Here is a 26,303-nt window from a genome sequence, read left to right on the forward strand (position 1 = left end):
GGCTACATTCTGCTCTTGGATATAAAACCCCGATATCCTATGAAAATGAAAGAAAACTAGCCGTATAGCGTGTCTATTTTATCGGGGAAAGGTCAATTTTCAAGTTACTATTAAATGGATATAAGCATAAAATTAACATTATATTAAGAGGCGATTACAATGAATATATCAAGAGTTCCGTAAATTGTTCTTTAAGGAACTCTTAATATTTACAACAATATTTTTCTAAAAACAACTAAACTAAGGAACAAATTCCCAGTTTAGTTGTCTTACTATTAAGGAGTTATGAAAGGAGGCGATTTGTATACTGAAATCACAAACATGAGCATATGATATGAAGGAAAGAGGTTGTCGCCTATGTGTGAATTTAGTTATGAAAACATTGAAGATATTCAATGTTTTTATTAGGAAGAACTACTTTCCCTAGATCACTAATTAACGTTTCAAGATGTACTGAATATATCTTGATCATACTAATAAAAATGAAAAATCCTAAGCATTAACAAAATAGTAATATGTAAATAAGTCTTATCTAATTATAAAACTTCAATTGAATGTAATATTAACTCTTCGTACTATAAAAAATTTTTGAGGTGATATTTATGAAAATACAAATATTGATCTTTTTATTTGCTACGCTATCAATTTTTATATCTTCTAGAATTATATACTCAGTTCAAAAAAACAATTATAGCTTTAAGCCTTTCGAAGTTATAAAAACTGGAAGTTTAGATTTTTGGTTGCTTCTAACATACTTTTTAGCTTTATTCTTTTTTATTATGAATAAAGAAACTTCTATGATTGCAATAGGTATTTTTATTTTTACATTTATTCCCAGTATAGCTTTTATATATTATAAACATTTTATTAGAACTAGACATATCAGATATCTTTTATCTGTTATCTTTATGGCAATAGCTATGATAAGTATTTTTATTTACAATTATTTTTATTAATTTATATAGAAATAAAAGAGCCGCACTTGCCCAGAAGTACGGCTCTTTTATTTCTATTTTGTTGAGAATCTAACGTTGTTTGTTGGTGCCCATGCGCCCTTTGCACTATATTTATATTCTTGCTCAATAACTACAACAGTACTTGGGCTTGCAGTGGTTAATTTGCTAAGTAACGATTCTAATTTAGCTTTTTGCTCATTGTAATAAGTATCCTTAGCAAGTAAAATTAATCCAAACGCACCTATCACTGTTCCAGCCACAGCATTTGCTAATCCTGCAAAGAAACCAGATACACCTACAAGAATATTTAATGGAGCTGGTGTTGTGTTGATTGCTCCCACCTGATTTTCTAGTTCTTGTTTTGTTGTCGTAGATTCAACCCACTTTAAATCTCCTGGTCTTGGTGCCGCCATAATAAACATCTCCTTTTCATTTTTATATTTTTTTATTTGTTTTTTTGTTAGGCTTCTACTCTCTGGCCAGTTCGTTTTGCCTTACACTAAATAAGAAGATGAAAAGGGATCAAAAATCAATCAAACACAAAAAAATAATTTTAAAAAAATTTTTTCTAGAGTGGTTGATTTTTTTCAAAAAAATCCGTTTTATATAGAGAGATCAAATTTTCTCCAAGGAAATTTGATATTTTTTTTTCAAGATATAGAACATATGTTCTGAATTATGGTATAATCTGGATGTTCTAGTGTAATTCAAATGTAACAATTGACCTAATTTTCAAAAATTTTAAAAAATGTATAAAAAATGGTTGACCAAATTTACTTTTCAACCGTCTTATATAGTAATGAGATTAATTTTTTAACAAACTCTAAATGTATTTTATGGGTGAACAGGTTACAGGGGGGTTTACACAAGGAGGGGATAAGGTGGATAGTTTAGCAAAGAAGTTTTTAGAGGAAGATGCAGCAAATAAGGATCTGTATGTCCAAGGAATTATCTTCAAAGATAACAGCTATTTAGATGTCCTCAATCAAAAGTTTAATGATTACCTGTTTCGAATCAATCTCTACAGCTACATAAAAAAATCCATTTTCTTTGCAGCCATGGATCTAAAGAAAAAGGACAGTGAATTAAGAGAAAAAGAAGGACTATATTTAAATGTATTAGATGGAGACTTTGAAGAGGAAAAGATTAACACCATTGCAGATACCCCTATGGATTTTACAGAAGAAATCTATAGGGATAAAGAAGATATAAATTATCACGAGATTTTTACAGATAAGAAAGTTCTAGAAGCCATAAATACACTGACAGACAGGCAAAGGCAGATTATTCATGAATGTATTATAAAAGACAAAGGAGAAGAGACGATTGCTAAGGAGCTAGGAATTAGCAAACAAGCCGTCAATAAAATAAAAAAGACTGCCTTAGATAAGTTAAGAAAGCAGATAGGAGGGAAATAGATATGGAAATATTAAATGAATTTGTTTCAACTTTAGGCTTTCCCATCGCCGTTACAGTCTTTCTATTAATCAGAATAGAAAAGAAGCTGGATGAACTAAATAAAACTTTATTACTAGTGGTTGAAGCCCTGGGAAAAACCCAGCAATAAAGGAGGCCAACCTATGAGCGATGCATTTCTAAGACAATTGCTTGATGCAGCCCAAAGGGGAGATAGTGATGCTATAGGAACTATTTTAGAGGTCTTTAAACCAATGATCTATAAAAACAGCTGCATCAATGGTTACTTCGACGGTGATTGTTTTCAAGAGCTTTGTATCAAGTTTATATACTGTATTAAGAACTTCAAGTTTACGAATATTTCAGACGTAACAAAATATTTTTGTTAATCTACGTTACTGCAACAAAATGTGAATTTTGATGAATACCAGTAGTTGATGATAGTCATTAAAGATAGGAAGCAATTTTAAAGTATGGTGGGAACAGAGGCAAAGTAGATAATTACTATAAGTCTACTTTGCTTTTTATTTGTCTGCTTAATAACGAAAACGGGCAGTTTGAGGAATACTCTAGTAAATAATGTTAGTTTGGAGGAATTTGTAAATTTTTAGAGAATATAGTGAATATGGCTACATATTCAAAATTCCCTCTGGGATGGATCACTCGGTAAGCTTTGGGAATACAATAGTTATCAGAAATACTCTGACTGTTTATGGTTCTGTTATAGAAATAAAGTGGAAAAAGGAGACTTTTTATGGATACTCATGAGACAATTAAGAATGAAACAATTAGTGAAGTTGAATACGTTGGTTTCTGGAAAAGAGTGTTAGCATCCATCCTTGATATTATCATCCTTAGCCCAGTATTGTTCTTTTATATGAAGCATTATATATATTTTATGGAGAATAAGCTTTTCCTTCCTGTGTTGTTATACACAATCTTATCTTATTGTTTTCAAGTGTTCTTTCAAGTAAGGTATGGCGGAACTCCTGGTAAGTTGATTACAAAAATAAGGATTGTAAATGATAATGGACAATATATTTCCGTCTTACAATCCCTAACTCGATTGAGCCCACAATTAGTTTCAACTATTTTATCTTTTATTGCAAATTTCTTTATTTTGAATGGAGTAGTAAATAGAATTCTATTATTAATAGTAAATCTTTTCACATTCTTTTTTCTTATTGATGTACTCGCTGTTGTTTTTAACAAGAAGAAAAGGGCTATCCATGACTATATAGCTAACACTTATGTTGTAACTAAACAATCATTGAATGAGGTAAAAGAGGATTCTATTGATTTAATATAAGTTCAAATTTAGATAACAATGCATTCATGTAGAAAGGCTGTTATATATTAAGTAATTATGTTCGATGTAAGCTCAAATAGTGATTTGAGCTTTTTTTATAGTATAAGAAAGTAGACTTTCTTATACTATAAAAAAAGCAGGGGTGCAGGTGAAGTAGTCCCATGCTGCAGTCAGAGGGGTGCTCAGGCTGCTTTGCAGCCGTCGAAGGGGAACTAGATTCCCCTAGCGAAGCACACGTAGTGTGCTTTTTTATTTGATAAAAAAACGTCTGCTAATTTTAAAAGTTAATCATAGAAATTCGATTATGCCAGTGTCTAAGGGTATAAAAGCATATTCATTCTTAGGAACTAAGTTTTTAAAGAAAATAATTTTCAAGAAGCAGCTTATATCATTGACGGGTAAGTGTCTATGTCATTTTCAACTATTCTTCAAATTCTTCTTTAAGAAATAATATAGATCAAAAATAAATTTCTTCCAAAACAAACAAATTCGGGAACAAATTATTAATTAAAATGTCTTACTGTTAAAGAACTACGCAAGGGATGATAGATTCAAGAATTAAAAACAAGTTACATAATGATAGAGAGTTCCTAAATATCTAAAAACTCTAATCAATTAACAAATTATCATTTAGTAGCTAATTCGAAAACACATAATCAATGTTAAACCTAAGCCTGAGGTGACATTCAGAATAATCATAGAAAGTAGAAAGGAGAACTTTTAGAGAGTATCGAAACATAAAAAATGAGATTTGGAGTGATGAATAATGTTAAAGAGAGCATTGATTTTTACTACAATTGCTGCTGTAGCAATGGTCGGGGTTTGGAGATTAAGCGATAGCCACGTCACTAAAATAGAGACGAATGATAATATAAATGAAGTTGAAGAAGAAGCGCTTAAAGATAACAAAAGTTATGTGTTAAGTGTATCTCAGCGTGGAGATAAGGAAGTAGTATGTACTCATAATAATGAATTAGTGCTTCATGTAAAAAGTGGCAATAAAGAAATTTCGAAGGTTATATACGAGGATTATTCAGCACTATCAGATGATCCGTATTCAATGTATAATCTTTCAAGATATGCTATACAATGGTCTCAAAATGAAAGATATATTTTCGTAAAGGATAGTATTTATGATATCGAAACTGATAAATTGATAGAAATAAAAAATAATGTAGCGTTCATGTGGGTCGGCAATAAAGGGTTATACATGGATAATGGATATTACTACACAATGCATTTTGATGATGGTTACTCAAATTATATGGCTATATCTAAGGAAATAAATGTTTTTGAGGAGGGCAATATCAGGTCTCTTGCCTTTGCAGAAGACGATAAGTTCTTTGTGCTGGATAATATACATATGCAAAACATGTTTGATGTCACAGATGATTGCTTGGTTGTGAACACAGCTTCTTTAAAGTATAAGTCTGAAGAGCTTCAGGAAATAATAAATAAAGAGTATAGCGGGATGATAAAAGCAATATATGAGGAAAAAAAAATAGGTCGTTTTGATTGTCCAGAAAAAGTTATAGCAAACGGCAGTTATTATTTGGAAAACATAAAATCTATAAGAATTCCATTGTATTGAAAATAAAAATAATAGGCTTTCACCTATTATTTTTATTTAATTAAGCTCCTTATGGCCTCTCCTTTTGAGTACCGTAGATACCAATGTAACCAGTTCCGCCGTTTGCGGTAACAAGTTCAGCAAGTTTCTTTTGGTCGGCGTTAGAAACTCTAATGCAACCATGAGTAGGTCTTAATGGGTACCACGGCGTTCCAGTATCTGCTGGGTCCCCACCGTGAATCATAAAACCATATCTTCCTGCTTGGGCAGCTTCCAAAGCATGTCCACCAGTTGGTTCTAAGTTTATTCTCTTATATGGTCCGTAGCTATATACATTAGTATCTGCAGCTATCAAAGTACCATTATAGGAACCGGTAGGAGTGTCACCATTGGTAGCCCACCATTGGGTATGATCGGGGCACTCACTTCCTCTTCCTAAGCAGGCGCAAGTATGAATAACACTTCCATTAGCATACATTTTTAATGTACCTTTATTATCCCTATTTTCAGGGAGATTGATTTCAATAGACCAAGCCATGTAATATTCCTCCTTTTACATTTTTATTATATTTTTATTTTGTTAGGCTTCTACTCTCTGGCCAGTTCGTTTTGCCCTACACTAAATAAGAAGATCGAAAGAGGATAAAATCAACCAAACGTAAAAAAATAATTTTCAAAAATTTTTTTATAGAATGGTTGATTATTTTAAAAAAAATCCGTTTTATATAGAGAGATCAAATTTTCTCCAAGGAAATTTGATATTTTTTTTTCAAGATATAGAACATATGTTCTGAATTATGGTATAATCTGGATGTTCTAGTGTAATTCAAATGTAACAATTGACCTAATTTTCAAAAATTTTAAAAAATGTATAGAAAATGGTTGACCAAATTTATTTTTCGGTCGTCTTATATAGAAATGAGATGAATCTTTTAACAATCTCAGAATGTATCTCATTGGGTAACAGGTTACAGGGGGGGTTACACAAGGAGGGGATAAGGTGGATAGTTTAGCAAAGAAGTTTTTAGAGGAAGATGTAGTAAATAAAGATCTGTATGTCCAGGGAATTATCTTCAAAGATGACAGCTTTTTAAATGTCCTCAATCAAAAGTTTAATGACTACCTGTTTCGAATCAATTTCTACAGCTACATAAAAAAATCCATTTTCTTCGCTGCCATGGATCTAAAGAAAAGAGAAAATGAATTAAGAGAAAAAGAAGGATTATACTTAAATGTTTTAGATGCTGATTTTGAAGAGGAAAGGATCAACACCATTGCCGATGCCCCTATGGATTTTACAGAAGAGATCTATAGGGATAAAGAAAACATAGACTTTAGTGACATTCTTACAGATAAGGAAACGCTTCAAGCCATAAATATCTTAACAGACAGACAAAAGCAAATCATTCATGAATGTATTATAAGAGACAAAGAAGAAGAGACGGTAGCCAAAGAACTGGGAATTAGCAAGCAAGCCGTCAATAAAATTAAGAAAACTGCCTTAGATAAGCTAAGGAAAGAGATAGGAGGGAAGTAGACATGGAAATATTAAATGAATTTGTTTCAACTTTAGGCTTCCCCATTGCTGTCACAGCCTTTCTATTAATCAGGATAGAAAAGAAGCTGGATGAACTGAACAAAACCCTATTACTAATGATTGAACATCTGGGAAAAGCCCAGAATTAAAGGAGGTTATCCTATGAGTGATACATTTCTAAGACAATTATTTGATGCAGCCCAAAGGGGAGATGGTGATGCCATAGGAACTATCTTAGATATCTTTAAACCTATGATCTATAAAAACAGCTGTATCAATGGTTCTTTCGATTGTGATTGTTTCCAGGAACTCTGTATCAAGTTTATACATTGTATCAAAAAATTCAAGTTCACAAACATCTCAGACATAACAAAATACTTTGGTTAAATTTAATCCGAATGCAACACAATGTTAATTAAGTTGAACATAAAAGCTCCTGGATTCAGGGGTTTTTTATGTTTTTAAAATATTTTACAAATGCCAGTAATACTCTAAAACTATATTTGAAGATTAAAATAAAACTTTTATAAAGGGGGCTCTATCTTGAAAGCTGAAGCTCGAACATTAATTGTACAAAAATAGAATTACATAGATCAAAGCTGTGGTAACTGTATATAAGCATTCATATATCTACGATATAGGACGATTTTAATAATCACTTTTTTATTTTATTATTCAACTATACCCTAAATGTGATTTTTTAGGATTAATTTAAAAGTTAGTTGAGTTACAAATTATCTGGTGGTGATATAGAACATTTAAATAAAGTTTTATTGAAATAAACAAATAATGAAACAAATCGCCAACAAAAACTGTCTTACTATTAAGAGACTAAAAAAGGAGAAATAAAATCTTAAAATAGCTGTAGGTTAATAACCAACCAGTTATTTACATATATTTACTTTTTAGTTATAATATGTTGATATAGTGAGTATAGAAGAGAAATAAGACATGTAAAGGAGCTGCCAGTATGATATCAATATTAAAAAAAAATTCACTAAAATTTATAGTTCTAATAATAGCATTTTTAATGATAACAGGGTTTACAAACGTACAAAAATCAGTGTCATTAGAACAGAACATGGAAAATGTTCAAATACTTGCAGGAGCAGTAGATGTTGAAGGGGAGGGTGTTAGTATAACGCTCACAGATAATGAAACCCAGATAAATAACTCAAACAATATTATTCATGATATCGACCTTATTAAAATTGTAAATCTATTAACATCTGAGGGAGCAGAAGTTATTTCTATAAATGATGAACGATTAATTTCAACAAGTAAAATAAAAGCTAATAAGATGAGGATACAAATAAATGACAATGAATATAGTAGTCCTTTTGTTATCAAAGCTATAGGAGATCCGGAAACATTAAGTGATGCATTGAAAACAGAAGAAAGCTATGTTAATTTACTGAAAGAATACATAGGTATAAAAATAGAAAAAGAAGATAAATTATTTATACCTAAATATACAGGAGATATATATTTTAATTATGCTAAACCAGTAGAAAAAAAATGAAGCTTTCTTAAGATATAGCCAATGTAAATATATTGTCTAAAACTAATATTATAGATCCTAGTGTTAAATCTATACCTAATAAAATACATTAAAACATTGATATCCCTTGTATAAAAGATTCTTTAGAAATCATCTTTTATACAAGGGATATCTTTTAATTACACTTGATAAATAATATAATAAAAAAATCTTCGCCCTGATCTGTTAGAAGTTTTTTTGAGAAGCAGCGGAAATGTAATTAATATGTAACATAAATAGCGATATTTTTTATGATATAGTTTTCCTGGAACTATTTGGATATTAGCTTGTTTAAACTTGGGGGCTCGCCAGCAAAACGACAAAACTCACTTTAAGCCATATTTATGTCGCACTAATATAGCTTAAAACGTTGATTTTACTTGTTTAGTGCAACATAAGTGTCAGTAATATATTAAAATTGTAGTACAACATAATTTCTTAGAATGGAGTTTGTCGGAAATGTTGGTGGTACCCCAAATAGGTGAAAGGAATGAATTATAATCATGAAAAATTTTAAATATGTATTCTCTATATTAATCCTGTTTTATTTATTAACAAACTTTTATCAAAATTATATATATTATAAAATCCCTTACAACCCTTTAGTTGAGTTCACCAAAGATACTCCGCGTGGTTTTCATTTTAGTAAGAATCATCCTAATAATTCAATAAATAAATCTAGTCATAACTTGGATACCAACACTCTTATTTTTAAATATTTTAGTGATTTAAATTTGATACCTTTAAAAGAGAAGGCACATTGGAATGAAATTCATAAACATGAGAAAGAAATTTACTTTTCGGGTATGTTTGAGTTTGTCCCACCAGCAAATAATAAAATATTTATTGATGAAATATATTTAGATAATTTAACCATTATTGCTATTAGGTCTGATAAACGGGGGTTCCATGATGGCTATTATAAAATTATAGGTTCTAAATTTGATTATAAATATATTAATGATTTAATTACCAATTCTCAAAAACTATGAATGCGACACAGTTTTAATTTGTGTTGCATTTATAGAAATCCATATAAAGATTGATATACCAACCTTAAAAGGTGATTTTAGAAATCACCTTTTTCTTTGGTTATATCTTGATATCACCCTTTTGAAGTTGGTGGATCACATCTTCTAGTCGCATCTCTCGAGAGCCTTTTACTAGGATGATGGCATCCTTCTCTATAACCTTTTTTAGCTTTTCCAGCAGTGCTTCTTTGCTTTCAACAGAAATAACCCGTTCCGCTGGAAATTTCTCTTTCGCTTTTTCAGCGATATGGTTAGCGAGAGTACCTAGTGTGAAAATATAGTCCACTAGATTTTCATCTAAACTTTCACCGATTTCCTCATGCATCTTTGGTGCTTCTTCTCCAAGGCCTGTCATATCTCCTAAAACTGCAATTTTCTGCGTATACCCTTTTAATGCATATAGGGTCTCTAATGCTGCTTTCAAGCTAGGAGGGTTTGATTTATAAGCATCGTTTAAGATGGTGAAACCTTTACAATGAACCAACTCATTACGCATACCTGTAGCCTCTACTTGTTTTAACCCGATCCTTATCTCATCAAAGGACATACCTAAGGACCTAGCTGCTGCAATGGCAGCAGTGGCATTTAACATTTGGTGCTTACCCAGCATAGGAAGATAAAAACTTGGATGATCTGGTAAATCTAAAGAGAAGGTAATTCCCTCATCATTTATTTCCTCAAGTATAGGTTTATAATCATTTTCCGGGTCTTGACCAAAAGTAATCTTTGGATAGCTTTGAGGATAGGTGCTGATTCCTCGCTGCAACAATGGATCATCTCCAAAATATATGAATGGTCCGTTTTCCTTTAAACCCTCAAGGATTTCCAGCTTTGCCCGAACAACATTTTCTCTGGTTTTGAGCCATTCCATGTGGGCTTCACCAATGTTGGTGATTACAGCCACATCGGGGGCTGCAATGGTGGTTAACAGTTGAATTTCTCCAAGACGGAACATACCCATTTCTACGACAGCCATTTCTGCACTTTCTTCCATCTCAAGGAGGGTTAGGGGTACACCAATCTGATTATTGAAGTTTTGAAAAGTTTTGTGAGTCTTGTATTTTACACTTAAAATACTGGCCAATATATCTTTTGTGGAAGTCTTGCCATTGCTTCCAGTAATACCTACGATGGTCGTTTTTAATTGGCTACGATAGGCTTTGGCTAATTCTTGTAACCCAACCAAAGTATCCTCCACTAAAATCAGTGGAATTGCCACAGATGGCAAGGGTACATGCCTGCTCCACAATGCCGCTTTTGCTCCGCTTTCAGCTACCTTATCTATAAAAACATGTCCATCAAAATTTTCTCCCTGAAGAGGAATGAACAATTGATTTTCCTGTATATTCCTAGAATCAGTACAGATACCCTGGATTATCTCGTCGGAGTGTTCCTGTCCTATTAGAACACCTTTTACCATTTCCGATATTTCTATTATGCTGCGTCGTATCATACTTACCTCCCAATAACAATTGATTTTTTTTCTTCATATGCTTCAAATCCAAGCTGGATCAGTTTGTCTAACAATTGAGAATAGGTTGTTCCATCTGTTTGATTCCATAAAGCAGGAGTCATACTCTGTTTCGTAAATCCCGGCATCGTATTTACTTCGTTTACATAAAACTGTTCCTCTTTCGTTACAAAGTAATCGATGCGGGCAATTCCCTGACAGTTTAATAATTTAAAGACCTTCAAAGACATATCTCTCATGGCACGACTGACCTCTGGAGACAATTTTGCTGGAATAATTGGGAGCAGCTTTCCATCCACATACTTGGCATCATAATCCATAAAGGGTCGTTCGAGAATGAATTCTCCTACTACTGAACTTTGGGGCTGATGATTGCCCAATACGGCGATTTGCATTTCTCGGCCGATGATTTCCTGCTCTATCACCAACTTATGATCATAGAGGAAAGCTTCTTGGATAGCCTTTCCCAGGGTTTCGCGACTTTCGCAGCGGCTGATGCCAATGCTTGAGCCTAATCGAGCGGGCTTTACAAAACATGGGTAACCAATGACCTCTTCCACCTCAGTATAGGAATGTTCTTTATTTTCCTGCCAATCTTGATACTTCAGGACCATATAATGGGATTGAGGAATATATTCCTTTGTTAATAGGTCCTTCATTACCGCCTTATCCATCCCCAAAGCAGATGCCAAGACCCCATTCCCTACATAGGGTATGTCCAACAATTCTAAAAGTCCTTGTATTGTACCATCTTCTCCATTTGGCCCGTGGAGAACTGGGAATATGATACTTTTTTCATTTTTCTTAAAGCATTCTAATAGGAAGTTCCCTAAGGAATGGAATAGTGATTGATGGGCCAGCGTCTTCAGCTGTTCTTTATCATCGATTACTGTCCCCTCATCTACAGGTGCGCCAGCTTGCCATGTTCCATCCTTGCCGATATAGACGGGGTGTATCACATATTTTTGTTTGTCAAGGCCGTTAATGACTGCCATGGCACTTTGCAGTGAAATCTCGTGTTCAGCAGATCGTCCACCGTATAATATATAGATATTTGTTTTCATCGTTTCCCCTCCCTTTCTTTCATATCTCTAGTGTGTTCATGTTTTTATTTTACAAAACACTTCTTAAGAAACAGTGGACAAAAATCTTAAATATTTCTTAAAAATCTCTTAAAAATCTCTATAAAAAAGAGTACCCAGTTTTTCCGCGGGGAAATTTGATATTTTTTAACATTAGCAAGAACGTTAGTTCAAAATTATGGAATTATATGGATATGTAATGATAAAGTGTGATATAATTTACACAAAAACAGAAAATTTTAAAAAATGTGAATAATATGGTTGATTTTTTTTACTTTTCAACCGTCTTATATAGTAGGGGAGCTTAAATATATTTAAGCAGTCTACAAATGTATCTTATTGGTGAACAGGTTACAGGGGGTTACACAAGGAGGGGATAAGGTGGATAGTTTAGCAAAGAAGTTTTTAGAGGAAGATGCGGCAAATAAGGAGCTATATGTCCAAGGAATTATCTTCAAGAATGACGATTTTTTAGATGTCCTCAATCAAAAGTTTAATGATTACCTGTTTCGAATCAACCTTTACAGCTACATAAGAAAATCCATTGTCTTTGCAGCCATGGATGTAAAGCAAAAGGGAAATGAAATCAGAGAAAAAGAAGGTTTGTACTTAAATGTGTTAGATGCTGATTTTGAAGAGGAAAAGATCAACACCATTGCCGATGCCCCTATAGATTTTATAGAAGAAATCTATAGGGATAAAGAGAACATAGACTATCGTGAGATTTTTGTGAATAAGAAAGTGCTCGAAGCCATTGATGAACTAACAGACAGGCAAAAGCAGATCATTCATGAGTGCATCATAAAAGAGAAAGAAGAAGAGATGGTGGCTAAGGAACTAGAAATTAGCCAGCAAGCCGTCAATAAGATCAAGAAAACCGCTTTAGATAAGTTAAGGAAACAGATAGGAGGGAAGTAATCATGGAAATATTTAATGAATTTGTTTCAACCTTAGGCTTCCCTATTGCCGTTACAGCCTTTCTATTAATTAGGATAGAAAAGAAGCTGGATGACTTGAATAAAACCCTATTATTTATGATCGAGATGTTGGGAAAAATCCAGCATTAAAGGAGGTTATCCTATGAGTGATGCATTTCTAAGACAATTATTTGACGCAGCACAAAGGGGAGATGGTGATGCCATAGGAAGCATTTTAGATATTTTCAAGCCCATGATCTATAAAAACAGCTGCATCAATGGTTGCTTCGATGGTGATTGCTTTCAAGAGCTTTGTATCAAGTTTATATACTGTATCAAAAACTTCAAGTTTACGAACATCTCCGATATAACAAGATATTTTAATTAATCTTGTCTCAAGTGCAGCGTAATTGTAACTGCGCTGAACAACAAAGTTCTTGGATCTAGTCAGATCCAAGAACTTTAATTTTTTTTGAATTGATATTCGTTCTATTCATCCAGATGGAAAATTAAATATAAAAGTGGAAACACTTAAATAGGGATAGTATCGATCATTAAGAGCATATAAAATGCCAGCAAATAAAACAAAAAAATAGTTTTCAAAGCAAAAACTATGTCCTGCTATTAGGGCAATTTAAAAAACTGTGTATAGCATTGATTTCAATGGAAAATATTTTAAAAAGGAGTCCAATCTTTCCTACAGAATATATACATTAAGGCCTAATCTGCTATAATGTATATAAAGGGAGGAGAGTATACATATGGCGATGGGTGATCAACAAATAGATGTAACGAAAAACATAAAGATAATCGAATGGCTGAAAAGCGAATTGCTGACAACCATTGCATCCTTGTTTGAACTTTTGGTGAAGGGTGTAAAGGGAACACAGGATGCATTGATCGATGTACTGGCAAATATTATCCTTGTGACCTATATACTAGGCAAACGTTTAGGCATCAACTTTGCTACTGTCGATATGCGAATTGAGGACAAAATTCGTCTGGGAATATTGGAACAACACAAGGTAGAGGGCTGGTATGGAGATTTATCCAGCTTGAAACAATATCTAGATAGAAACAGAAGCTAGGAGGAGCAAAATTTGGAAAAACAGGACAAAGCACGATCGTTAGCAGAAGCCGCCATGATCATTGGTATTGCAAGCCTATTTACGATTATTGGCAATTACATACCGTTTCTAACGATTCTGCTATTTTTACTTCCAGTACCTTTTATGATACTTGGAAAAAGACATGGCTTATACGTTGAAATACTTTCAATTGGTATAACAGGTGCTATTGTAGGAGGTTTCATTGGAATTTGGTCATCTGTCATATTATTTTCTTTGACTAGTATTGTAGCGATAACCATGGGCTACATGATGGATAAGAAATATGATCCCATGAAGATATGGGCGGGTGGAATCATTGCATTTGTAACCTCTATTGTTTTGGTCATGGGGTTAGTAACCTTTGCAATGGGAAACAATGTGGTACAAGAACTCATGAATGCCCTAAATGAATCCAAAGATATGGCCATATCCTTGTATAGTGGAATGGGTATTGAACCCGGGAAATTAGAACAAATGGAAACGGCTTATGAAGCCTTTATTGTCGTGTTTGGTATGACATTTCCCTCCATATTGATCTTAATTTCGGTAGTTTTTTCTTATGTCAACTATCTTTTAACAGCTTACATATTGAATAAGATCGGAGATAAGACGCCTATATTTCCCCAATTTAAATATTTTAAGCTACCTGATAGCATCGTTATGGGGACAGTAATTATTTTATTACTTACGTATCTTACCCAATATATTCGGGTTGTGGATTTCAATACGCTGTCAGCCAATGTATCGTTGCTTTTCCGGACGGCATTTTTTATTCAAGGCCTTGCAGTGATCAGTTTTTTAATTGAGAAATACCGCCTAGGCAGATTATATAGAATCTTTGTTTTTGTATACGTTCTCTTCAGTGGGCCAGGTGGCTTGATGACTGTTATTTTAGGGCTTATTGATGTCTTTGCAGATTTCAGGAAGCTAAAAAAGTTAGGTTAATTTATAGGAGTGCAACCCATGGGAAATAAACGATTTATAAAAATGCTTGTGCCCGATACAAAGATACATTTGTGGATTATGACCGTATTTATCTCGATCTTGGCCTATTACAATCTGTTTATAGGTGGAATCGGGATTCTTGTATTGCTCTATTTGATTTACCATCATTGGAAGACCCAGCACGATCGAAAGGAAATGTGGACCCGCTATATCGAGAGCCTGTCTTCTGACATTGACTCTGCAACGAAGCATGCTATTCTCAATCTTCCCATCCCCTTGGCCATCGTAGAGTTTGATGGCAGTATCGCTTGGTATAATCCCAAGTTTGCTGAGATGGTGGACGTCAAGGACATATTGGAGAGGGACATTGAAGATTTGATTGCTGGGTTAAAAGTGAGTAATATTTTGCAGGACAAAAAAGATATGGTAACAGAGGTAACAATTAAGGATAGACATTATAAAGTCCTCTATAATATAGTTAAAATAACGAATGACTATGAGTCCCGTTATATCATCATGTTGTATTGGATTGATATCACTCATTTTCAAAACCTTAAGGTGAAATATAATGAGGAGAAGCCTGACATTGCGTTGATTCAGGTGGATAATTATGATGATGTAATCCAAGGCATGGAAGAAGCCAACAGACCGATGGTTACAGCAGAGATTGATAGAAAGGTGAGCCTATGGGCTGCTAGAATGAATGCTGTGGCAAAAAGGTATACCAAAGACAAATACATAGTGTTCTTTGAGCATAAATACCTGGAGCGATTGGAGTCAAAACGATTTGCCATACTGGATGAAATCCGAGAAATTCAAGTGGGCAATGAAATCCCTATTACCCTGAGTATCGGCGTAGGAGTCAATGGAAAAACACCGATACAGTTGGAAGAGTTTGCACGGGCCGGTGTTGATCTAGCCTTGGGAAGGGGCGGGGATCAGGCCGTTGTTAAGAAAATTGATACCTTGAGTTTTTATGGTGGAAAAACCAAGGCCGTGGAGAAGAGAAACAAGGTAAAGGCAAGGGTGATTGCCCATGCCTTAAGACAGCTCATCGATCAGTCGAGCAAGGTCATTATCATGGGACATAAAATTCCTGATATGGACAGCTTCGGCGCTGCCATAGGGGTAGCTAAGGCCGTAAAAAATAGAGGAAAAGAAGCATATATTGTTTTTGAGGGGATCAATCCAGCCATAGAAAATCTTTATCATCGTATACAGCAGCATGGGGAATATCGCATGATTGATATTGAAAATGTGTTGGAGCAGTTAGATAATCAAACCCTGTTGGTGGTGGTCGATACCCATCGTCCTGGGTTTACCCAGTGTCCAGAGGCTATCCAAAAAGCAGACAAGATTGTACTGATCGACCATCATCGAAGAGGTGCAGAGTTTATTGAAAATACAGTGCTTACCTATTTGGAGCCCTATGCGTCTTCTACCTGTGAGCTGGTAACAGAAATACTTCAGTATATGGAGGATAAGCTGGTCTTAGAAAAGGTGGAAGCAGAAGCGCTTCTGGCGGGGATTACAGTAGATACAAAAAATTTCTCCTTTAAAACAGGGGTTAGAACCTTTGAGGCAGCATCACTGCTGCGAAGGGCTGGAGCGGATACCACCAGTGTACGCCAATTATTCCAAGATGATCTGCAGACCTTTGTGGCGAGAGCTCAGGTGGTAAGGAGTGCTGAAGATATAGGTCGGAACATTGCCATCTCCATTTGTCCAAAGGGAACCCATAACGCCAACTTAGTTGCTGCTCAGGCTGCCGATGAGCTATTGGATATTCGAGGGATCATGGCATCCTTTGTGCTGGGTGTCCGAGATAACGAGGAACTGTTTATCAGTGGAAGGTCTTTAGGAGATATCAATGTGCAAGTCATCCTTGAAAAGCTTGGCGGGGGTGGGCACTTAACGGTTGCAGGAACCCAGTTGGTCAATGTGAGCTTAGAAGAAGCAAAGAGCATGCTGATAAAAGCAATAGATGAATATTTTGAGGAAGGTGAAGTAAAATGAAGGTAATTTTATTAAAGGATGTAAAAGGAATGGGAAAAGTTGGAGATGTAATAAATGCCAGTGATGGACATGCTAGAAATTACTTGATCCCTAGGGGACTTGCCAAAGAGGCTACTGAAGGCGGTATGAAGGTATTAGAGAAGCAAAAAGCTGCCGAAGAGAGAAAGAAACAAGAAGAACTGGCAGAGGCAAAAGCCTTAGCTGATAAGATATCTCAGCTTACTGTAAAACTAAAGGGAAAAGCAGGAGATGGAGGAAGATTGTTTGGATCTATCACCTCTAAGGATATTGCAGAGGCATTGGAAAAGCAGCATAAAATTAAGATTGATAAGAGAAAAATGCATTTGGACAATCCGATTCGAGAATTGGGTGCAGTATTTGTAGAAATCAAAGTTTATCCAGAAGTAACAGCAAAGTTAAAAGTAGAGGTTGCAGCAGAGTAGAAGGGAGATATTCATGGCGGCACAATTTGATCAATATCCAGAGATCGTAGATATGGCAAACATTCATGAAAAACTAAATGAGAGAGGACTTGTTCCAAAGCAAATTGCCACTCTCTACCAAATTTTAGACCATGTTCTAGGAACAGAAAAAGTTTCCCAGCGGGTTGAAAAGACAGGAGCGGGAGAACTGATACATTCCGAGAAGATCGAGGATAGGATCTTAGCCCTCCATCGGGTTGTATTTGATTCATTAGAATTGAAGGAAGTTCCCAAGGGAGAAGCCGTCAGAAATCTACTGAGCAGCATTGAGGAAAAGCTTGCCGATATGCTGGCAAAAAAGACTGTAGAGTATAGGATTGAGCAGGAGACCCTGGAGAGAATTGAACAGAAGCAGCAGCAATACATGGAAGAAATGAAGCTGCAGATTCTAAAAAGTACCACGGGGCCAGAAAATGCCTATACCTTTAAGAAATATGCCCAGCTAGAAAAGCTGGAATCCAAGAAATTATCTAAGTCAGCTATGGAGCTCTTTCGACCTAAAAAGCTTGAGGATGTTGAGGGGCAGGATAAAGCAATTAAATCCCTAGTCTCCAAGATTGCGTCACCCTTTCCCCAGCACATCATCATCTACGGCCCACCGGGGGTAGGAAAGACAACGGCAGCCAGACTGGCTTTAGAGCATGCAAAAAAAATGAAGCATACGCCCTTTGATGAAGAGGCTAAATTTATAGAGGTAGATGGAACCACATTGCGGTGGGATCCAAGGGAGTCTACAAATCCGCTGTTGGGTTCTGTCCATGACCCCATCTATCAAGGCAGCAAAAAAGATCTGGCAGAGGTGGGAATACCAGAACCAAAGCCTGGTCTTGTGACAGAGGCCCATGGCGGGGTACTCTTCATAGATGAAATTGGGGAATTGGATATGACTCTCCAAAACAAACTGCTAAAGGTCTTGGAGGACAAGCGGGTGGAATTTGATTCCGCTTATTATGATCCTGACAATCCGGCGGTACCTTTATATGTGAAAAAACTCTTCCATGATGGAGCTCCCGCTGATTTTGTGTTGATCGGCGCTACTACGAGGCAACCCAATGAAATTAACCCAGCCCTTCGCTCCAGATGTGCAGAGGTATTTTTTGAACCCCTGTCTGCGCAACATATAGAGGATATTGTAGTAAGAGCAGCTGGACGTTTACAAGTAAAATTGGATGAAGAGGTACCCCAGATCATCAGTCATTATACCATAGAGGGAAGGAAGGCAATTAATCTGCTTTCCGATGGATATAGCATGGCCTTATATGAGCAAGGGAAGCAGAGTGGGGTTCATATCACGAAGAACCATATTTTAGAGGTTGTACAGATGAGTCGTCTGGCACCGATGGCTACCCATAAGGCCAGTGAAGTTCCTGAGATAGGAAAGGTTTTTGGTTTGGGTGTTCATGGATTTTTAGGCTCTGTATTAGAACTGGAGTGTGTGACCTTTGATGCCATAGAAAAAGGCAGAGGAAGTCTGCGCTTCAATGATATGGCAGGCACCATGACCAAGGACTCTTTGTTCAATGCCGCATCTTTGGTGCGAAAAACAACGGGAGAACTTCTGGCGGATTATGATGTTCATGTAAACGCCATTGGTGGTGGAAATATTGATGGTCCTTCAGCTGGGGCAGCTATTGTGACGGCGATTATCAGCTCCATACAGAATAGGCCGGTTCGACAGGATGTGGCCGTAACAGGTGAGATTTCCATTCGGGGTAAGATAAAACCAGTGGGTGGTATCAACGAAAAGATTTATGGTGCCAAGCAGGAAGGGATGAAGAAGGTGATCCTTCCAATAGAGAATATAAAGGATGTTCATCAGAATTGGGAAGGGATAGAAATCATTCCCGTAGAAACGATTGAAGAAGTACTGGAAATTATGTTAGTATAATGATGAGAATAAGAAGACTATCGATGAAAGATAAGGCCAGGAGAGGTTCTTTTAACCTTGTCTCTGGCCTTTCATTATAACACGTATCATGGGTGAGTGTGTGAGGAGGATTTGAAATGGAGTACTTAGGAAGAATTCCACCCCATAATATCGATGCAGAGCAATCGGTTCTAGGGGCGATGATCCTAGACCGAGAAGCCATTATTACTGCTTCTGAGATTATAAGGGGCGATGATTTTTATAAGGAAGCCCATAAAGAAGTATTTGAGGCGATGATTGATCTATACAACCGAAATGAGCCTGTGGATATGGTTACTCTTTCGGAGGAGCTATCCCAGCGCCAGATACTGGAGGCCATAGGTGGTATAAGCTATTTGGCCAGCTTATCCTCAGCAGTGCCGACGACTACCAATGTGAAATATTATTCTAAAATTGTAGAGGAAAAGGCAATCCTTCGACGATTAATCAAGGCTTCTTCGGAAATCCTGGATAAGGGATATCAGGCTGAGGATGAGCTGAATAGTATACTGGATCTTGCTGAAAAAAATATATTCAACATTTCTCAAAGCAGATCTCAAGAAGGGTTTAGCCCCATTAAAGAAATTCTTTTGGAAAGTTTTAATAAGATTGAAGAACTTTATCAAAACAAGGGTGGTATTACAGGAGTCACCACAGGATTTGCAGACATTGATAGAAAAACATCTGGTCTTCAACGCTCAGACTTGATTCTAGTGGCTGCCAGACCTTCCATGGGAAAGACGGCGTTTTCACTGAACCTTGTTCAGAATGCCGCCTTAAAAGGGGGTGCGTCAGTGGCTGTATTCAGCCTGGAGATGTCTAAAGAACAGCTTGTACAGCGTATGCTCAGTGCTGAATCTCACATTGAGATCCAAAAAATTAGAAATGGAACGCTTACAGAGGATGAATGGCCGAGACTGGCGAAGGCCATGGGACCTTTAGCACAGGCAAAGGTCTTTATTGATGATACTCCTGGGATTACGGTCATGGAAATGAAGGCCAAGTGTAGAAAACTCAAGATGGAGCATGGATTAGATATGGTCATGATCGACTATCTTCAGCTGATGAGCGGTGATGGAAAGGTAGAGAGTAGGCAACAGGAAATTTCGGCAATTTCCCGTAATCTAAAGGGTCTTGCCAGAGAAATGGATTGTCCTGTGGTGGCCCTTTCCCAGCTTTCCCGTGCAGCGGAGTTGAGGGCGGATCATCGACCAATTCTTTCTGACCTTAGAGAGTCTGGTGCCATTGAGCAGGATGCCGATATCGTTATGTTCCTATATAGAGATGAGTACTATCATCCAGATAGCGAAAAGAAAAATATCGGAGAAGTCATTATTGCCAAGCAGCGTAACGGGTCTACAGGGACGGTCGAATTGGCGTGGCTTGGACAGTTTACGAAGTTTGCAAATCTTGAAAAGTTCAGGGAATAGTTAATTATTTACTGTTTGAAATACACCGTTTTTAGAAATAAATTATCTTGAATCAAACCCCTATCCGAATGGTTACAAAAGATAAAAGATTTTGAAATAGAGGGAGGTATTCAATGTGGCTGTAGAGGGTTTAAATGAGCTCGATGTATTAAAGATTGCCATAGGTGCTGAAGAAGAAGGTCATCGTTTTTATATAGAGGCGGCTGGTCAATATGATGATCCTCAGATAAAAGAGATGTTTCTACATTTAGCGGAAGAGGAAATGGATCATATCAAGACCTTTCAGGATATTTATAAAAGAGTTTCCAGTGAGGAAGGTCGCAGTGTCTATGAAGAGCCGATTTCAGCTTACCTGAGAGCGCTCAGTGAGACGGCTGTATTTAACACAAATGGATTGACCAACCACCGTGTGAGAAATGTCTCTAGCGTTAAAGAAGCCCTACTGATTGGCATACAAGCAGAGAAGGATTCTATTTTATTCTACGAGACAGTCCAGAATCATACAAAGCATGAAAGAACGAAAAAAGTATTAAGTCGTTTAATCAAAGAGGAAATCAAGCATTTACATAAATTGAGAATGCTGATTCAAGAGTAATGAGCAGACGAAAAAAGCATGTTTTCAAGGAAAGGGTGTAGCATGAGTAGAGACGGTGTAGTGGGAAGAGATATATAAGTATTGTGGATGAGAAAGCAAAAAGGATAGTCAGCAAAGGACTATCCTTTTTTAGCTTTATGATCAAAAGTTATCTATAAAGAAGGTAAGACAAAGGGTAGAGTAGAATATTTTCATAAAAAAGTACATAGTAATCAAAGAGGTAAGCAATAGATTCCATAGGTAGGGGGAACTGCATCGTGTGGATTGCCATAGGGGAGAAAACGAGAATAAGAAAATTAGAAAGGGAAGATGTGGATCGAATGCGGTATTGGGGGAAGCATTCAAATCCATTATTTTTTCACTATAATTTTCCTAGCTTAAGCAAACAGGAAAGAGATGAATGGTACCGATTAAAAGCAGGAAAGTTTAGAAAAAAGAGCTTTGTCATAGAGAATTCGGAGAATGAAATTATAGGGTTTCTTTCCATCCGTGATCTGAGCTGGTTTAAAAGTGAAGGGGAGTTGGGAATTGTTTTAGATCCAAATCATATGAATGAAGGCTATGGGACAGACGCTATTTCAGCCTTTTTAGCCTATTATTTCAGGCGGATGAAGATGCGAGCCATCACATTGCGGGCGGCTGTGTATAATGAACGCGCCATTCGATGTTATAAAAAATGTGGGTTTGAGGTGATAGGAGAGGAAATTATGGAATTTGAGGATCAGACAGCGGAGATCTTTTATAATCCAAAGTATCAGGAATTTACGGAAATGTTCATCAGATCGGATCGAGGCATGATGACAAAATATGTGAAAATGGAGTTGAAAAGAGGGAATTATGAACACAGTATCAACAGTATGTCCACAAAAACTATGTGGAAATGTGAATAACATTGTGGATAAGTTGATAAAAAATGTGTATTTTTGTGCAATAAGGTAAATAAGTGGGATAAATATGTGTATAAGTCATGAAATTTTGATATTTTATGAGAAGAGGATAAATTTGACAAGGGGATAAAAAAGTGATAATATTATGTAATTGATAATCAATTTCAACAAGTGAAGAGAGGGGCTCCTATGGCCGCTGAAAGAATAGATATCAGTTTAAATCAATTATTATCGTCTTTATCCATTGCACTAGATTTGGCTCAGAATAGGAGTCATGAACATGCTAGAAGAACGGCGTACATTGCTTTACGCTTGGCGGACAAAATGGGATTGGATGACAGCATTCGGTCAGATATATATTTTGCTTCCCTGCTCCATGATATTGGCATGTCAGGTGCTTTATCCAGGTATTGCATCAATGATTTTCAAGAAAATCATGTATTGAAGAAGCTTCATGCGGACAATGGATATGAGCTGATTCGCAAATTACCCTTTAGTAAGTTTGTCGCAGACTCCATCCTTTTTCATCATGACCATTGGGATGGAAGTGGTGTTAATGGTTTAATGGGGGATGATATTTCACTGGGAGCCCACATCATTCATGTGGCTGACAGCTTTGATATCTTGTTCGATCGTAGAAATTCTTCTTTTGAATCCAGGCATGTTCTATTAGATCGGATAAAAGCAGGCGCAGGAGGTCAATTTCATCCTGAGGTTGTAGAAAACATGAAATCTATAGCAGAGACAGAAAAATTTTGGATGGATCTACAGTATCATAATATTCATATGATTCTCAATAGGATGGAACCCATTCAAACGGTTAGCATGGATGTTTCTGACTTGGAAAAAATCGCAGAGGTATTTGCACTTCTGATTGATAATAAGAGTGAGTTTACATATATGCATTCCCAAGGAATATCCGATTTTTCCAAGAAGATGGCAAAGAATATGGGTTATGATGAATTGAAATGGAGAAAAATTGGTATTGCAGGCTATCTTCATGATTTGGGAAAGTTGGCAGTGCCCAATGAGATCCTAGATAAACCAGGTAGTTTGTCAATCCAGGAGTTTTTTAAAATTAAAAGCCATCCCTATTATACCAAGCTAATTCTTAGTCAAGTAGATGGCTTTGAGGATATTGCGCGATGGGCGGGAAATCACCATGAGAAGCTGGATGGCAGTGGCTATCCTGAATGCATGACTGTCCATGAGATTACAGAAGAAGATCAAATCATTGCCGTGGCAGACATCTATCAAGCATTGACAGAGCATCGTCCCTATCGTAAAGCATTGGGAAAGCAGGAGGCGCTGCAAATTTTAAATAAACTGGCTCAAGATAAAAAAATCATGAAAAATGTATTTGATTGTTTAGAAGCCGTTGTTTAAAGGGATAATAAAAAGAGTAGAAATCACGGATAATAATGAAGAAAGGCCCCATTGTTCCCTAGAAAATATTGTTTGTTTTCACCTAAAAGATGGTATAATGTTAGTGAATGGTTAAACCAATAAGAGGAGGAAGTAAGATGGCAAAAGTAACAAAGGACATGATTATTGCTGATGTATTAAGAATGGATAGAGCAACAGCTCCTATTTTTATGAGACATGGATTACATTGCTTAGGATGCCCTGCATCTTCCATGGAAAGCATTGCAGATGCAGCCATGGTTCATGGTTTAGATGTAGATGCTTTAATAAATGATCTAAACGAATATTTTGTAAGCAAAGGCGAATAATTGCTAAAGGTGTCTAAGGAAACTTAGGCACCTTTTGTATATTTCATGGAAGTTTGCGTTATATTACCCGTAGGAATACGAACGGACAGGAGGGTAACATGGCGCATTCTTTCAAAGTAATCATTATTTTTTTCATCATTCTATTCCTTTTTAGGATTCTAGGAAAGCGGGCGATCGGCCAGTTAACGAATTATGATTTAGCGAATCTATTCATTTTAAGTGCCCTAGCGTCTGGTCCCCTCGTTACGGAGAGTCTCGGTCTGGCACTTGCAGGAATCGGTATATTTATTGGATTGCATCTTCTTATAAAACTTCTGGGAACTAATCATCGTATGCAGGAATATATTCAAGGAAAATCTAAAATGTTGATCCATCGAGGAAAAATTTCTGAAGAAAATCTGAAATCAGCTAGGATCAGCCTGGGAGAGCTCATTGATGAGTTGAAAAGACTAGGGTATACCAATGTGGCTGATGTGGAGTTTGCAATCCTAGAGAATACAGGCCAAATGATGGTTGTTCCTAAAAAAAAAGGTGAAGCATCTATGGTGAAAAAAGTCAGCGCTGAAAGAAAAGGACGAGAGATTGCTTTGCCCCTCATCATACATCAAAAAATAATACAGGAAAATCTTGATTATGCAGGATTACAAATGGATTGGCTGATGGATGTGTTGAAGGAAAAGGGGATCAACAGCATCGAAGAAGTTGCATTGGTCACGATGAACGAAGAAGAACAAGTTTATATAGAGCGAATAAAAGAGTAAAGTCTTCGATTACGAATAAAAAAATACTTATACAAATAAATATTCGTAAATTTATTGACGAAGAGGGGCATATTTGATAGTATAAGTTGTGGATGTTCGGAAATAAAAGATATAAGAAAGATAAAATACTATTTTTTATAAGCGCAAAGGAAGGTGTGGGTCATGTCAACGGTTGTAATCGTAGGAGCCCAATGGGGAGACGAGGGAAAAGGAAAGGTTATTGATTATCTAGCTGGAGAAGCAGAAGTCGTTGTAAGAGCACAAGGTGGAAATAATGCAGGACATACCGTGGTTGTCGGAGATACCAAATATGCGTTGCATCTCATTCCTTCGGGAATCTTATACCCTCAAACCATCAATATTATTGGTAATGGTGTTGTATTTGATCCAGAAGGATTTATAAAGGAAATAGAAAAGCTTGAAGCTCAAGGGATAAAAACAGATAATATTAAAATCAGTGATAGAACCCATGTTATTTTTCCTTATCATAAAAGAATTGATGAATTGGCAGAAGCATCTAGGGGAGAAGGCATGATCGGTACAACAAAAAAAGGAATAGGGCCTTGTTATATGGATAAGGTTGAGCGATCTGGTATTCGAATCTGTGATTTGATGGATAAGGAAGTATTCATTGAAAAGGCAACAAAGCAAATCGAACAAAAGAATATAATCATAGAGAAGATATACGGTGGAGAAAAGGTTGATCGAGATGAAATCATTGAAAGCTATTTAGGGTATGCAGATAGAATTCGAAAATATGTAGATGATACCACAGTTATCCTATACGATGCAGTGGCAGCAGGAAAGAAAGTGCTATTTGAAGGAGCCCAAGGGACTTTATTGGATGTAGACCTAGGCACGTATCCGTATGTGACCAGCTCCCACCCTATTTCTGGTGGATTCACTGTAGGAGCAGGAATTGGACCCAATATGATTGAAGAAGTGGTGGGCGTCATCAAGGCCTATACCACAAGGGTAGGAAAGGGTCCCTTTGTAACAGAGCAGGACAATGAGCTTGGAGATCGCATTCGAATTGCAGGGAATGAATATGGTACAGTTACAAGAAGACCAAGACGATGCGGCTGGTTTGATGCGGTAATGGTGAAATACGCAGCAAGGATCAACGGATTGACCTGTCTGTCCATGATGCTTCTGGATGTATTGACAGGCTTTGAAAAGATTGCGATTTGTACAGGCTACAAGCTGGGAGACCGAGTAATTGAGCATTTCCCTGCAAGCTTAGAGACTTTGGCAAAATGTGAGCCGATCTATGAGGAAATGGAAGGCTGGAAGGAAGATATTACTGGCTGTACCTCCTACGAGGAACTTCCAGAGAATGCGAGAAAGTATATCGATCGCATTGAAGCGCTGATCGGAGTGCCAGTGAAGATCATATCTGTAGGACCAAAGAGAACCCAGACGATTATTAGAGATAAGATTTTTAGATAAAAAATGCAGCCTCGAGGCTGCATTTTTTTATGGGCATAAAGATATGAGCAATGAATAAATGTTACGACACAACCGTAGACCAGCTAACTGCTGTCAAGAAAAAAATTTACTAATGTGTTCTCAAAATAATGATCATGTGAAATGACCCTTAGTTTTCTACG

At 36.4% G+C, this 26,303-nt stretch carries 29 protein-coding genes; 25 read left to right on the top strand and 4 right to left on the bottom strand.

The window, feature by feature from the left end; genetic code table 11:
• Positions 1 to 1,009: 1,009 nt before the first annotated feature.
• Positions 1,010 to 1,369: a hypothetical protein gene (locus HNQ80_RS23830; RefSeq protein WP_184313431.1), complete on the bottom strand. Its 360-nt coding sequence runs from the start codon at positions 1,367 to 1,369 to the stop codon at positions 1,010 to 1,012.
• A 468-nt stretch (positions 1,370 to 1,837) separates the two neighbouring features.
• Between HNQ80_RS23830 and HNQ80_RS26545 the strand changes: the two genes are divergently transcribed.
• The 5 genes from HNQ80_RS26545 (at position 1,838) to HNQ80_RS23855 (ending at position 5,272) form a co-directional block, all read left to right on the top strand.
• Entirely contained in the window at positions 1,838 to 2,374 is a 537-nt protein-coding gene (locus HNQ80_RS26545) for a sigma-70 family RNA polymerase sigma factor (RefSeq protein WP_184313433.1), read from the top strand.
• Between the two features lie 2 nt (positions 2,375 to 2,376).
• On the top strand, positions 2,377 to 2,523 hold the full coding sequence (locus tag HNQ80_RS23840) for a YvrJ family protein (protein WP_184313435.1): 147 nt from the start codon (positions 2,377 to 2,379) through the stop codon (positions 2,521 to 2,523).
• Between the two features lie 13 nt (positions 2,524 to 2,536).
• Positions 2,537 to 2,761, top strand: coding sequence for a helix-turn-helix domain-containing protein (locus tag HNQ80_RS23845; RefSeq protein WP_184313437.1), 225 nt, complete (start codon positions 2,537 to 2,539; stop codon positions 2,759 to 2,761).
• A 365-nt stretch (positions 2,762 to 3,126) separates the two neighbouring features.
• Positions 3,127 to 3,681, top strand: coding sequence for an RDD family protein (locus HNQ80_RS23850; RefSeq protein ID WP_184313439.1), 555 nt, complete (start codon positions 3,127 to 3,129; stop codon positions 3,679 to 3,681).
• Positions 3,682 to 4,447: 766 nt separating this feature from the next.
• Positions 4,448 to 5,272 carry a hypothetical protein gene (locus HNQ80_RS23855; RefSeq protein WP_184313440.1) on the top strand — a complete coding sequence of 275 codons (825 nt, stop codon included), beginning with the start codon at positions 4,448 to 4,450 and terminating at the stop codon, positions 5,270 to 5,272.
• A gap of 49 nt (positions 5,273 to 5,321) precedes the next feature.
• Here the strand turns inward: HNQ80_RS23855 and HNQ80_RS23860 are convergent, their stop codons facing one another.
• Positions 5,322 to 5,789 (bottom strand): L,D-transpeptidase, encoded by a 468-nt coding sequence (locus HNQ80_RS23860; protein WP_184313442.1) that lies wholly within the window; start codon positions 5,787 to 5,789, stop codon positions 5,322 to 5,324.
• 462 nt (positions 5,790 to 6,251) lie between these two features.
• On the opposite strand from HNQ80_RS23860, the gene HNQ80_RS26550 reads away from it, so the two are divergent.
• The 5 genes from HNQ80_RS26550 (at position 6,252) to HNQ80_RS23885 (ending at position 9,320) form a co-directional block, all read left to right on the top strand.
• Complete coding sequence (locus HNQ80_RS26550; protein WP_184313444.1) at positions 6,252 to 6,788, top strand: sigma factor-like helix-turn-helix DNA-binding protein; 537 nt, start codon at positions 6,252 to 6,254, stop codon at positions 6,786 to 6,788.
• Between the two features lie 2 nt (positions 6,789 to 6,790).
• Positions 6,791 to 6,937, top strand: coding sequence for a YvrJ family protein (locus HNQ80_RS23870; protein WP_184313446.1), 147 nt, complete (start codon positions 6,791 to 6,793; stop codon positions 6,935 to 6,937).
• Between the two features lie 13 nt (positions 6,938 to 6,950).
• The gene (locus HNQ80_RS23875) at positions 6,951 to 7,175 is read left to right on the top strand and encodes a helix-turn-helix domain-containing protein (RefSeq protein WP_184313448.1); all 225 of its coding nucleotides are present in this window, start codon (positions 6,951 to 6,953) and stop codon (positions 7,173 to 7,175) included.
• A 583-nt stretch (positions 7,176 to 7,758) separates the two neighbouring features.
• Positions 7,759 to 8,310 carry a DUF881 domain-containing protein gene (locus HNQ80_RS23880; RefSeq protein WP_184313450.1) on the top strand — a complete coding sequence of 184 codons (552 nt, stop codon included), beginning with the start codon at positions 7,759 to 7,761 and terminating at the stop codon, positions 8,308 to 8,310.
• A 521-nt stretch (positions 8,311 to 8,831) separates the two neighbouring features.
• Positions 8,832 to 9,320: a hypothetical protein gene (locus HNQ80_RS23885; protein WP_184313451.1), complete on the top strand. Its 489-nt coding sequence runs from the start codon at positions 8,832 to 8,834 to the stop codon at positions 9,318 to 9,320.
• 100 nt (positions 9,321 to 9,420) lie between these two features.
• Here the strand turns inward: HNQ80_RS23885 and HNQ80_RS23890 are convergent, their stop codons facing one another.
• Together HNQ80_RS23890 and HNQ80_RS23895 are read right to left on the bottom strand one after the other, a co-directional pair.
• Positions 9,421 to 10,812, bottom strand: a complete 1,392-nt coding sequence (locus tag HNQ80_RS23890; protein WP_184313453.1) for a UDP-N-acetylmuramoyl-tripeptide--D-alanyl-D-alanine ligase — start codon at positions 10,810 to 10,812, stop codon at positions 9,421 to 9,423.
• Positions 10,813 to 10,814: 2 nt separating this feature from the next.
• The gene (locus HNQ80_RS23895; protein ID WP_184313455.1) at positions 10,815 to 11,894 is read right to left on the bottom strand and encodes a D-alanine--D-alanine ligase; all 1,080 of its coding nucleotides are present in this window, start codon (positions 11,892 to 11,894) and stop codon (positions 10,815 to 10,817) included.
• Positions 11,895 to 12,293: 399 nt separating this feature from the next.
• On the opposite strand from HNQ80_RS23895, the gene HNQ80_RS23900 reads away from it, so the two are divergent.
• From HNQ80_RS23900 to HNQ80_RS23970, 15 genes are all read left to right on the top strand, one after another.
• Positions 12,294 to 12,830 (top strand): sigma factor-like helix-turn-helix DNA-binding protein, encoded by a 537-nt coding sequence (locus tag HNQ80_RS23900; protein WP_184313457.1) that lies wholly within the window; start codon positions 12,294 to 12,296, stop codon positions 12,828 to 12,830.
• Positions 12,831 to 12,832: 2 nt separating this feature from the next.
• The gene (locus HNQ80_RS23905) at positions 12,833 to 12,979 is read left to right on the top strand and encodes a YvrJ family protein (protein WP_184313459.1); all 147 of its coding nucleotides are present in this window, start codon (positions 12,833 to 12,835) and stop codon (positions 12,977 to 12,979) included.
• 13 nt (positions 12,980 to 12,992) lie between these two features.
• Complete coding sequence (locus tag HNQ80_RS23910; RefSeq protein ID WP_184313460.1) at positions 12,993 to 13,217, top strand: helix-turn-helix domain-containing protein; 225 nt, start codon at positions 12,993 to 12,995, stop codon at positions 13,215 to 13,217.
• 373 nt (positions 13,218 to 13,590) lie between these two features.
• On the top strand, positions 13,591 to 13,917 hold the full coding sequence (locus HNQ80_RS23915) for a MazG-like family protein (RefSeq protein WP_184313462.1): 327 nt from the start codon (positions 13,591 to 13,593) through the stop codon (positions 13,915 to 13,917).
• A 12-nt stretch (positions 13,918 to 13,929) separates the two neighbouring features.
• Positions 13,930 to 14,883: a YybS family protein gene (locus HNQ80_RS23920; protein WP_184313464.1), complete on the top strand. Its 954-nt coding sequence runs from the start codon at positions 13,930 to 13,932 to the stop codon at positions 14,881 to 14,883.
• Positions 14,884 to 14,901: 18 nt separating this feature from the next.
• Entirely contained in the window at positions 14,902 to 16,899 is a 1,998-nt protein-coding gene (locus HNQ80_RS23925) for a DHH family phosphoesterase (protein WP_184313467.1), read from the top strand.
• Positions 16,896 to 17,342, top strand: a complete 447-nt coding sequence (rplI, locus tag HNQ80_RS23930; RefSeq protein ID WP_184313469.1) for a 50S ribosomal protein L9 — start codon at positions 16,896 to 16,898, stop codon at positions 17,340 to 17,342. The genes HNQ80_RS23925 and rplI overlap by 4 nt, the downstream gene beginning before the upstream one ends.
• A gap of 13 nt (positions 17,343 to 17,355) precedes the next feature.
• A complete protein-coding gene (gene lonC / locus HNQ80_RS23935) occupies positions 17,356 to 19,269 on the top strand; it encodes a Lon family ATP-dependent protease (protein ID WP_184313471.1) in 1,914 nt (637 codons plus the stop codon).
• Positions 19,270 to 19,385: 116 nt separating this feature from the next.
• The gene (dnaB, locus tag HNQ80_RS23940; RefSeq protein WP_184313473.1) at positions 19,386 to 20,717 is read left to right on the top strand and encodes a replicative DNA helicase; all 1,332 of its coding nucleotides are present in this window, start codon (positions 19,386 to 19,388) and stop codon (positions 20,715 to 20,717) included.
• A gap of 115 nt (positions 20,718 to 20,832) precedes the next feature.
• Positions 20,833 to 21,312: a ferritin family protein gene (locus HNQ80_RS23945; RefSeq protein WP_184313475.1), complete on the top strand. Its 480-nt coding sequence runs from the start codon at positions 20,833 to 20,835 to the stop codon at positions 21,310 to 21,312.
• A gap of 257 nt (positions 21,313 to 21,569) precedes the next feature.
• Complete coding sequence (locus HNQ80_RS23950; RefSeq protein ID WP_184313477.1) at positions 21,570 to 22,202, top strand: GNAT family N-acetyltransferase; 633 nt, start codon at positions 21,570 to 21,572, stop codon at positions 22,200 to 22,202.
• A 186-nt stretch (positions 22,203 to 22,388) separates the two neighbouring features.
• Positions 22,389 to 23,585: an HD-GYP domain-containing protein gene (locus HNQ80_RS23955; RefSeq protein WP_184313479.1), complete on the top strand. Its 1,197-nt coding sequence runs from the start codon at positions 22,389 to 22,391 to the stop codon at positions 23,583 to 23,585.
• 137 nt (positions 23,586 to 23,722) lie between these two features.
• Positions 23,723 to 23,932, top strand: a complete 210-nt coding sequence (locus HNQ80_RS23960) for a DUF1858 domain-containing protein (RefSeq protein ID WP_184313481.1) — start codon at positions 23,723 to 23,725, stop codon at positions 23,930 to 23,932.
• A 98-nt stretch (positions 23,933 to 24,030) separates the two neighbouring features.
• Complete coding sequence (locus HNQ80_RS23965) at positions 24,031 to 24,693, top strand: DUF421 domain-containing protein (RefSeq protein WP_184313483.1); 663 nt, start codon at positions 24,031 to 24,033, stop codon at positions 24,691 to 24,693.
• A gap of 162 nt (positions 24,694 to 24,855) precedes the next feature.
• Complete coding sequence (locus HNQ80_RS23970; RefSeq protein ID WP_184313485.1) at positions 24,856 to 26,142, top strand: adenylosuccinate synthase; 1,287 nt, start codon at positions 24,856 to 24,858, stop codon at positions 26,140 to 26,142.
• Positions 26,143 to 26,303 lie beyond the last annotated feature (161 nt).

The organism is Anaerosolibacter carboniphilus, from assembly GCF_014205875.1.
GTDB lineage: Bacteria > Bacillota > Clostridia > Peptostreptococcales > Thermotaleaceae > Anaerosolibacter > Anaerosolibacter carboniphilus.

Bases quoted from the DNA above. Each gene is read 5' to 3' on its own strand.
- HNQ80_RS23830 (WP_184313431.1), bottom strand. From the start codon at position 1,369: ATGGCGGCACCAAGACCAGGAGATTTAAAGTGGGTTGAATCTACGACA.
- HNQ80_RS23840 (WP_184313435.1), top strand. From the start codon at position 2,377: ATGGAAATATTAAATGAATTTGTTTCAACTTTAGGCTTTCCCATCGCC.
- HNQ80_RS23845 (WP_184313437.1), top strand. From the start codon at position 2,537: ATGAGCGATGCATTTCTAAGACAATTGCTTGATGCAGCCCAAAGGGGA.
- HNQ80_RS23850 (WP_184313439.1), top strand. From the start codon at position 3,127: ATGGATACTCATGAGACAATTAAGAATGAAACAATTAGTGAAGTTGAA.
- HNQ80_RS23855 (WP_184313440.1), top strand. From the start codon at position 4,448: ATGTTAAAGAGAGCATTGATTTTTACTACAATTGCTGCTGTAGCAATG.
- HNQ80_RS23860 (WP_184313442.1), bottom strand. From the start codon at position 5,789: ATGGCTTGGTCTATTGAAATCAATCTCCCTGAAAATAGGGATAATAAA.
- HNQ80_RS23870 (WP_184313446.1), top strand. From the start codon at position 6,791: ATGGAAATATTAAATGAATTTGTTTCAACTTTAGGCTTCCCCATTGCT.
- HNQ80_RS23875 (WP_184313448.1), top strand. From the start codon at position 6,951: ATGAGTGATACATTTCTAAGACAATTATTTGATGCAGCCCAAAGGGGA.
- HNQ80_RS23880 (WP_184313450.1), top strand. From the start codon at position 7,759: ATGATATCAATATTAAAAAAAAATTCACTAAAATTTATAGTTCTAATA.
- HNQ80_RS23885 (WP_184313451.1), top strand. From the start codon at position 8,832: ATGAAAAATTTTAAATATGTATTCTCTATATTAATCCTGTTTTATTTA.
- HNQ80_RS23890 (WP_184313453.1), bottom strand. From the start codon at position 10,812: ATGATACGACGCAGCATAATAGAAATATCGGAAATGGTAAAAGGTGTT.
- HNQ80_RS23895 (WP_184313455.1), bottom strand. From the start codon at position 11,894: ATGAAAACAAATATCTATATATTATACGGTGGACGATCTGCTGAACAC.
- HNQ80_RS23905 (WP_184313459.1), top strand. From the start codon at position 12,833: ATGGAAATATTTAATGAATTTGTTTCAACCTTAGGCTTCCCTATTGCC.
- HNQ80_RS23910 (WP_184313460.1), top strand. From the start codon at position 12,993: ATGAGTGATGCATTTCTAAGACAATTATTTGACGCAGCACAAAGGGGA.
- HNQ80_RS23915 (WP_184313462.1), top strand. From the start codon at position 13,591: ATGGCGATGGGTGATCAACAAATAGATGTAACGAAAAACATAAAGATA.
- HNQ80_RS23925 (WP_184313467.1), top strand. From the start codon at position 14,902: ATGGGAAATAAACGATTTATAAAAATGCTTGTGCCCGATACAAAGATA.
- rplI (WP_184313469.1), top strand. From the start codon at position 16,896: ATGAAGGTAATTTTATTAAAGGATGTAAAAGGAATGGGAAAAGTTGGA.
- lonC (WP_184313471.1), top strand. From the start codon at position 17,356: ATGGCGGCACAATTTGATCAATATCCAGAGATCGTAGATATGGCAAAC.
- dnaB (WP_184313473.1), top strand. From the start codon at position 19,386: ATGGAGTACTTAGGAAGAATTCCACCCCATAATATCGATGCAGAGCAA.
- HNQ80_RS23955 (WP_184313479.1), top strand. From the start codon at position 22,389: ATGGCCGCTGAAAGAATAGATATCAGTTTAAATCAATTATTATCGTCT.
- HNQ80_RS23960 (WP_184313481.1), top strand. From the start codon at position 23,723: ATGGCAAAAGTAACAAAGGACATGATTATTGCTGATGTATTAAGAATG.
- HNQ80_RS23965 (WP_184313483.1), top strand. From the start codon at position 24,031: ATGGCGCATTCTTTCAAAGTAATCATTATTTTTTTCATCATTCTATTC.
- HNQ80_RS23970 (WP_184313485.1), top strand. From the start codon at position 24,856: ATGTCAACGGTTGTAATCGTAGGAGCCCAATGGGGAGACGAGGGAAAA.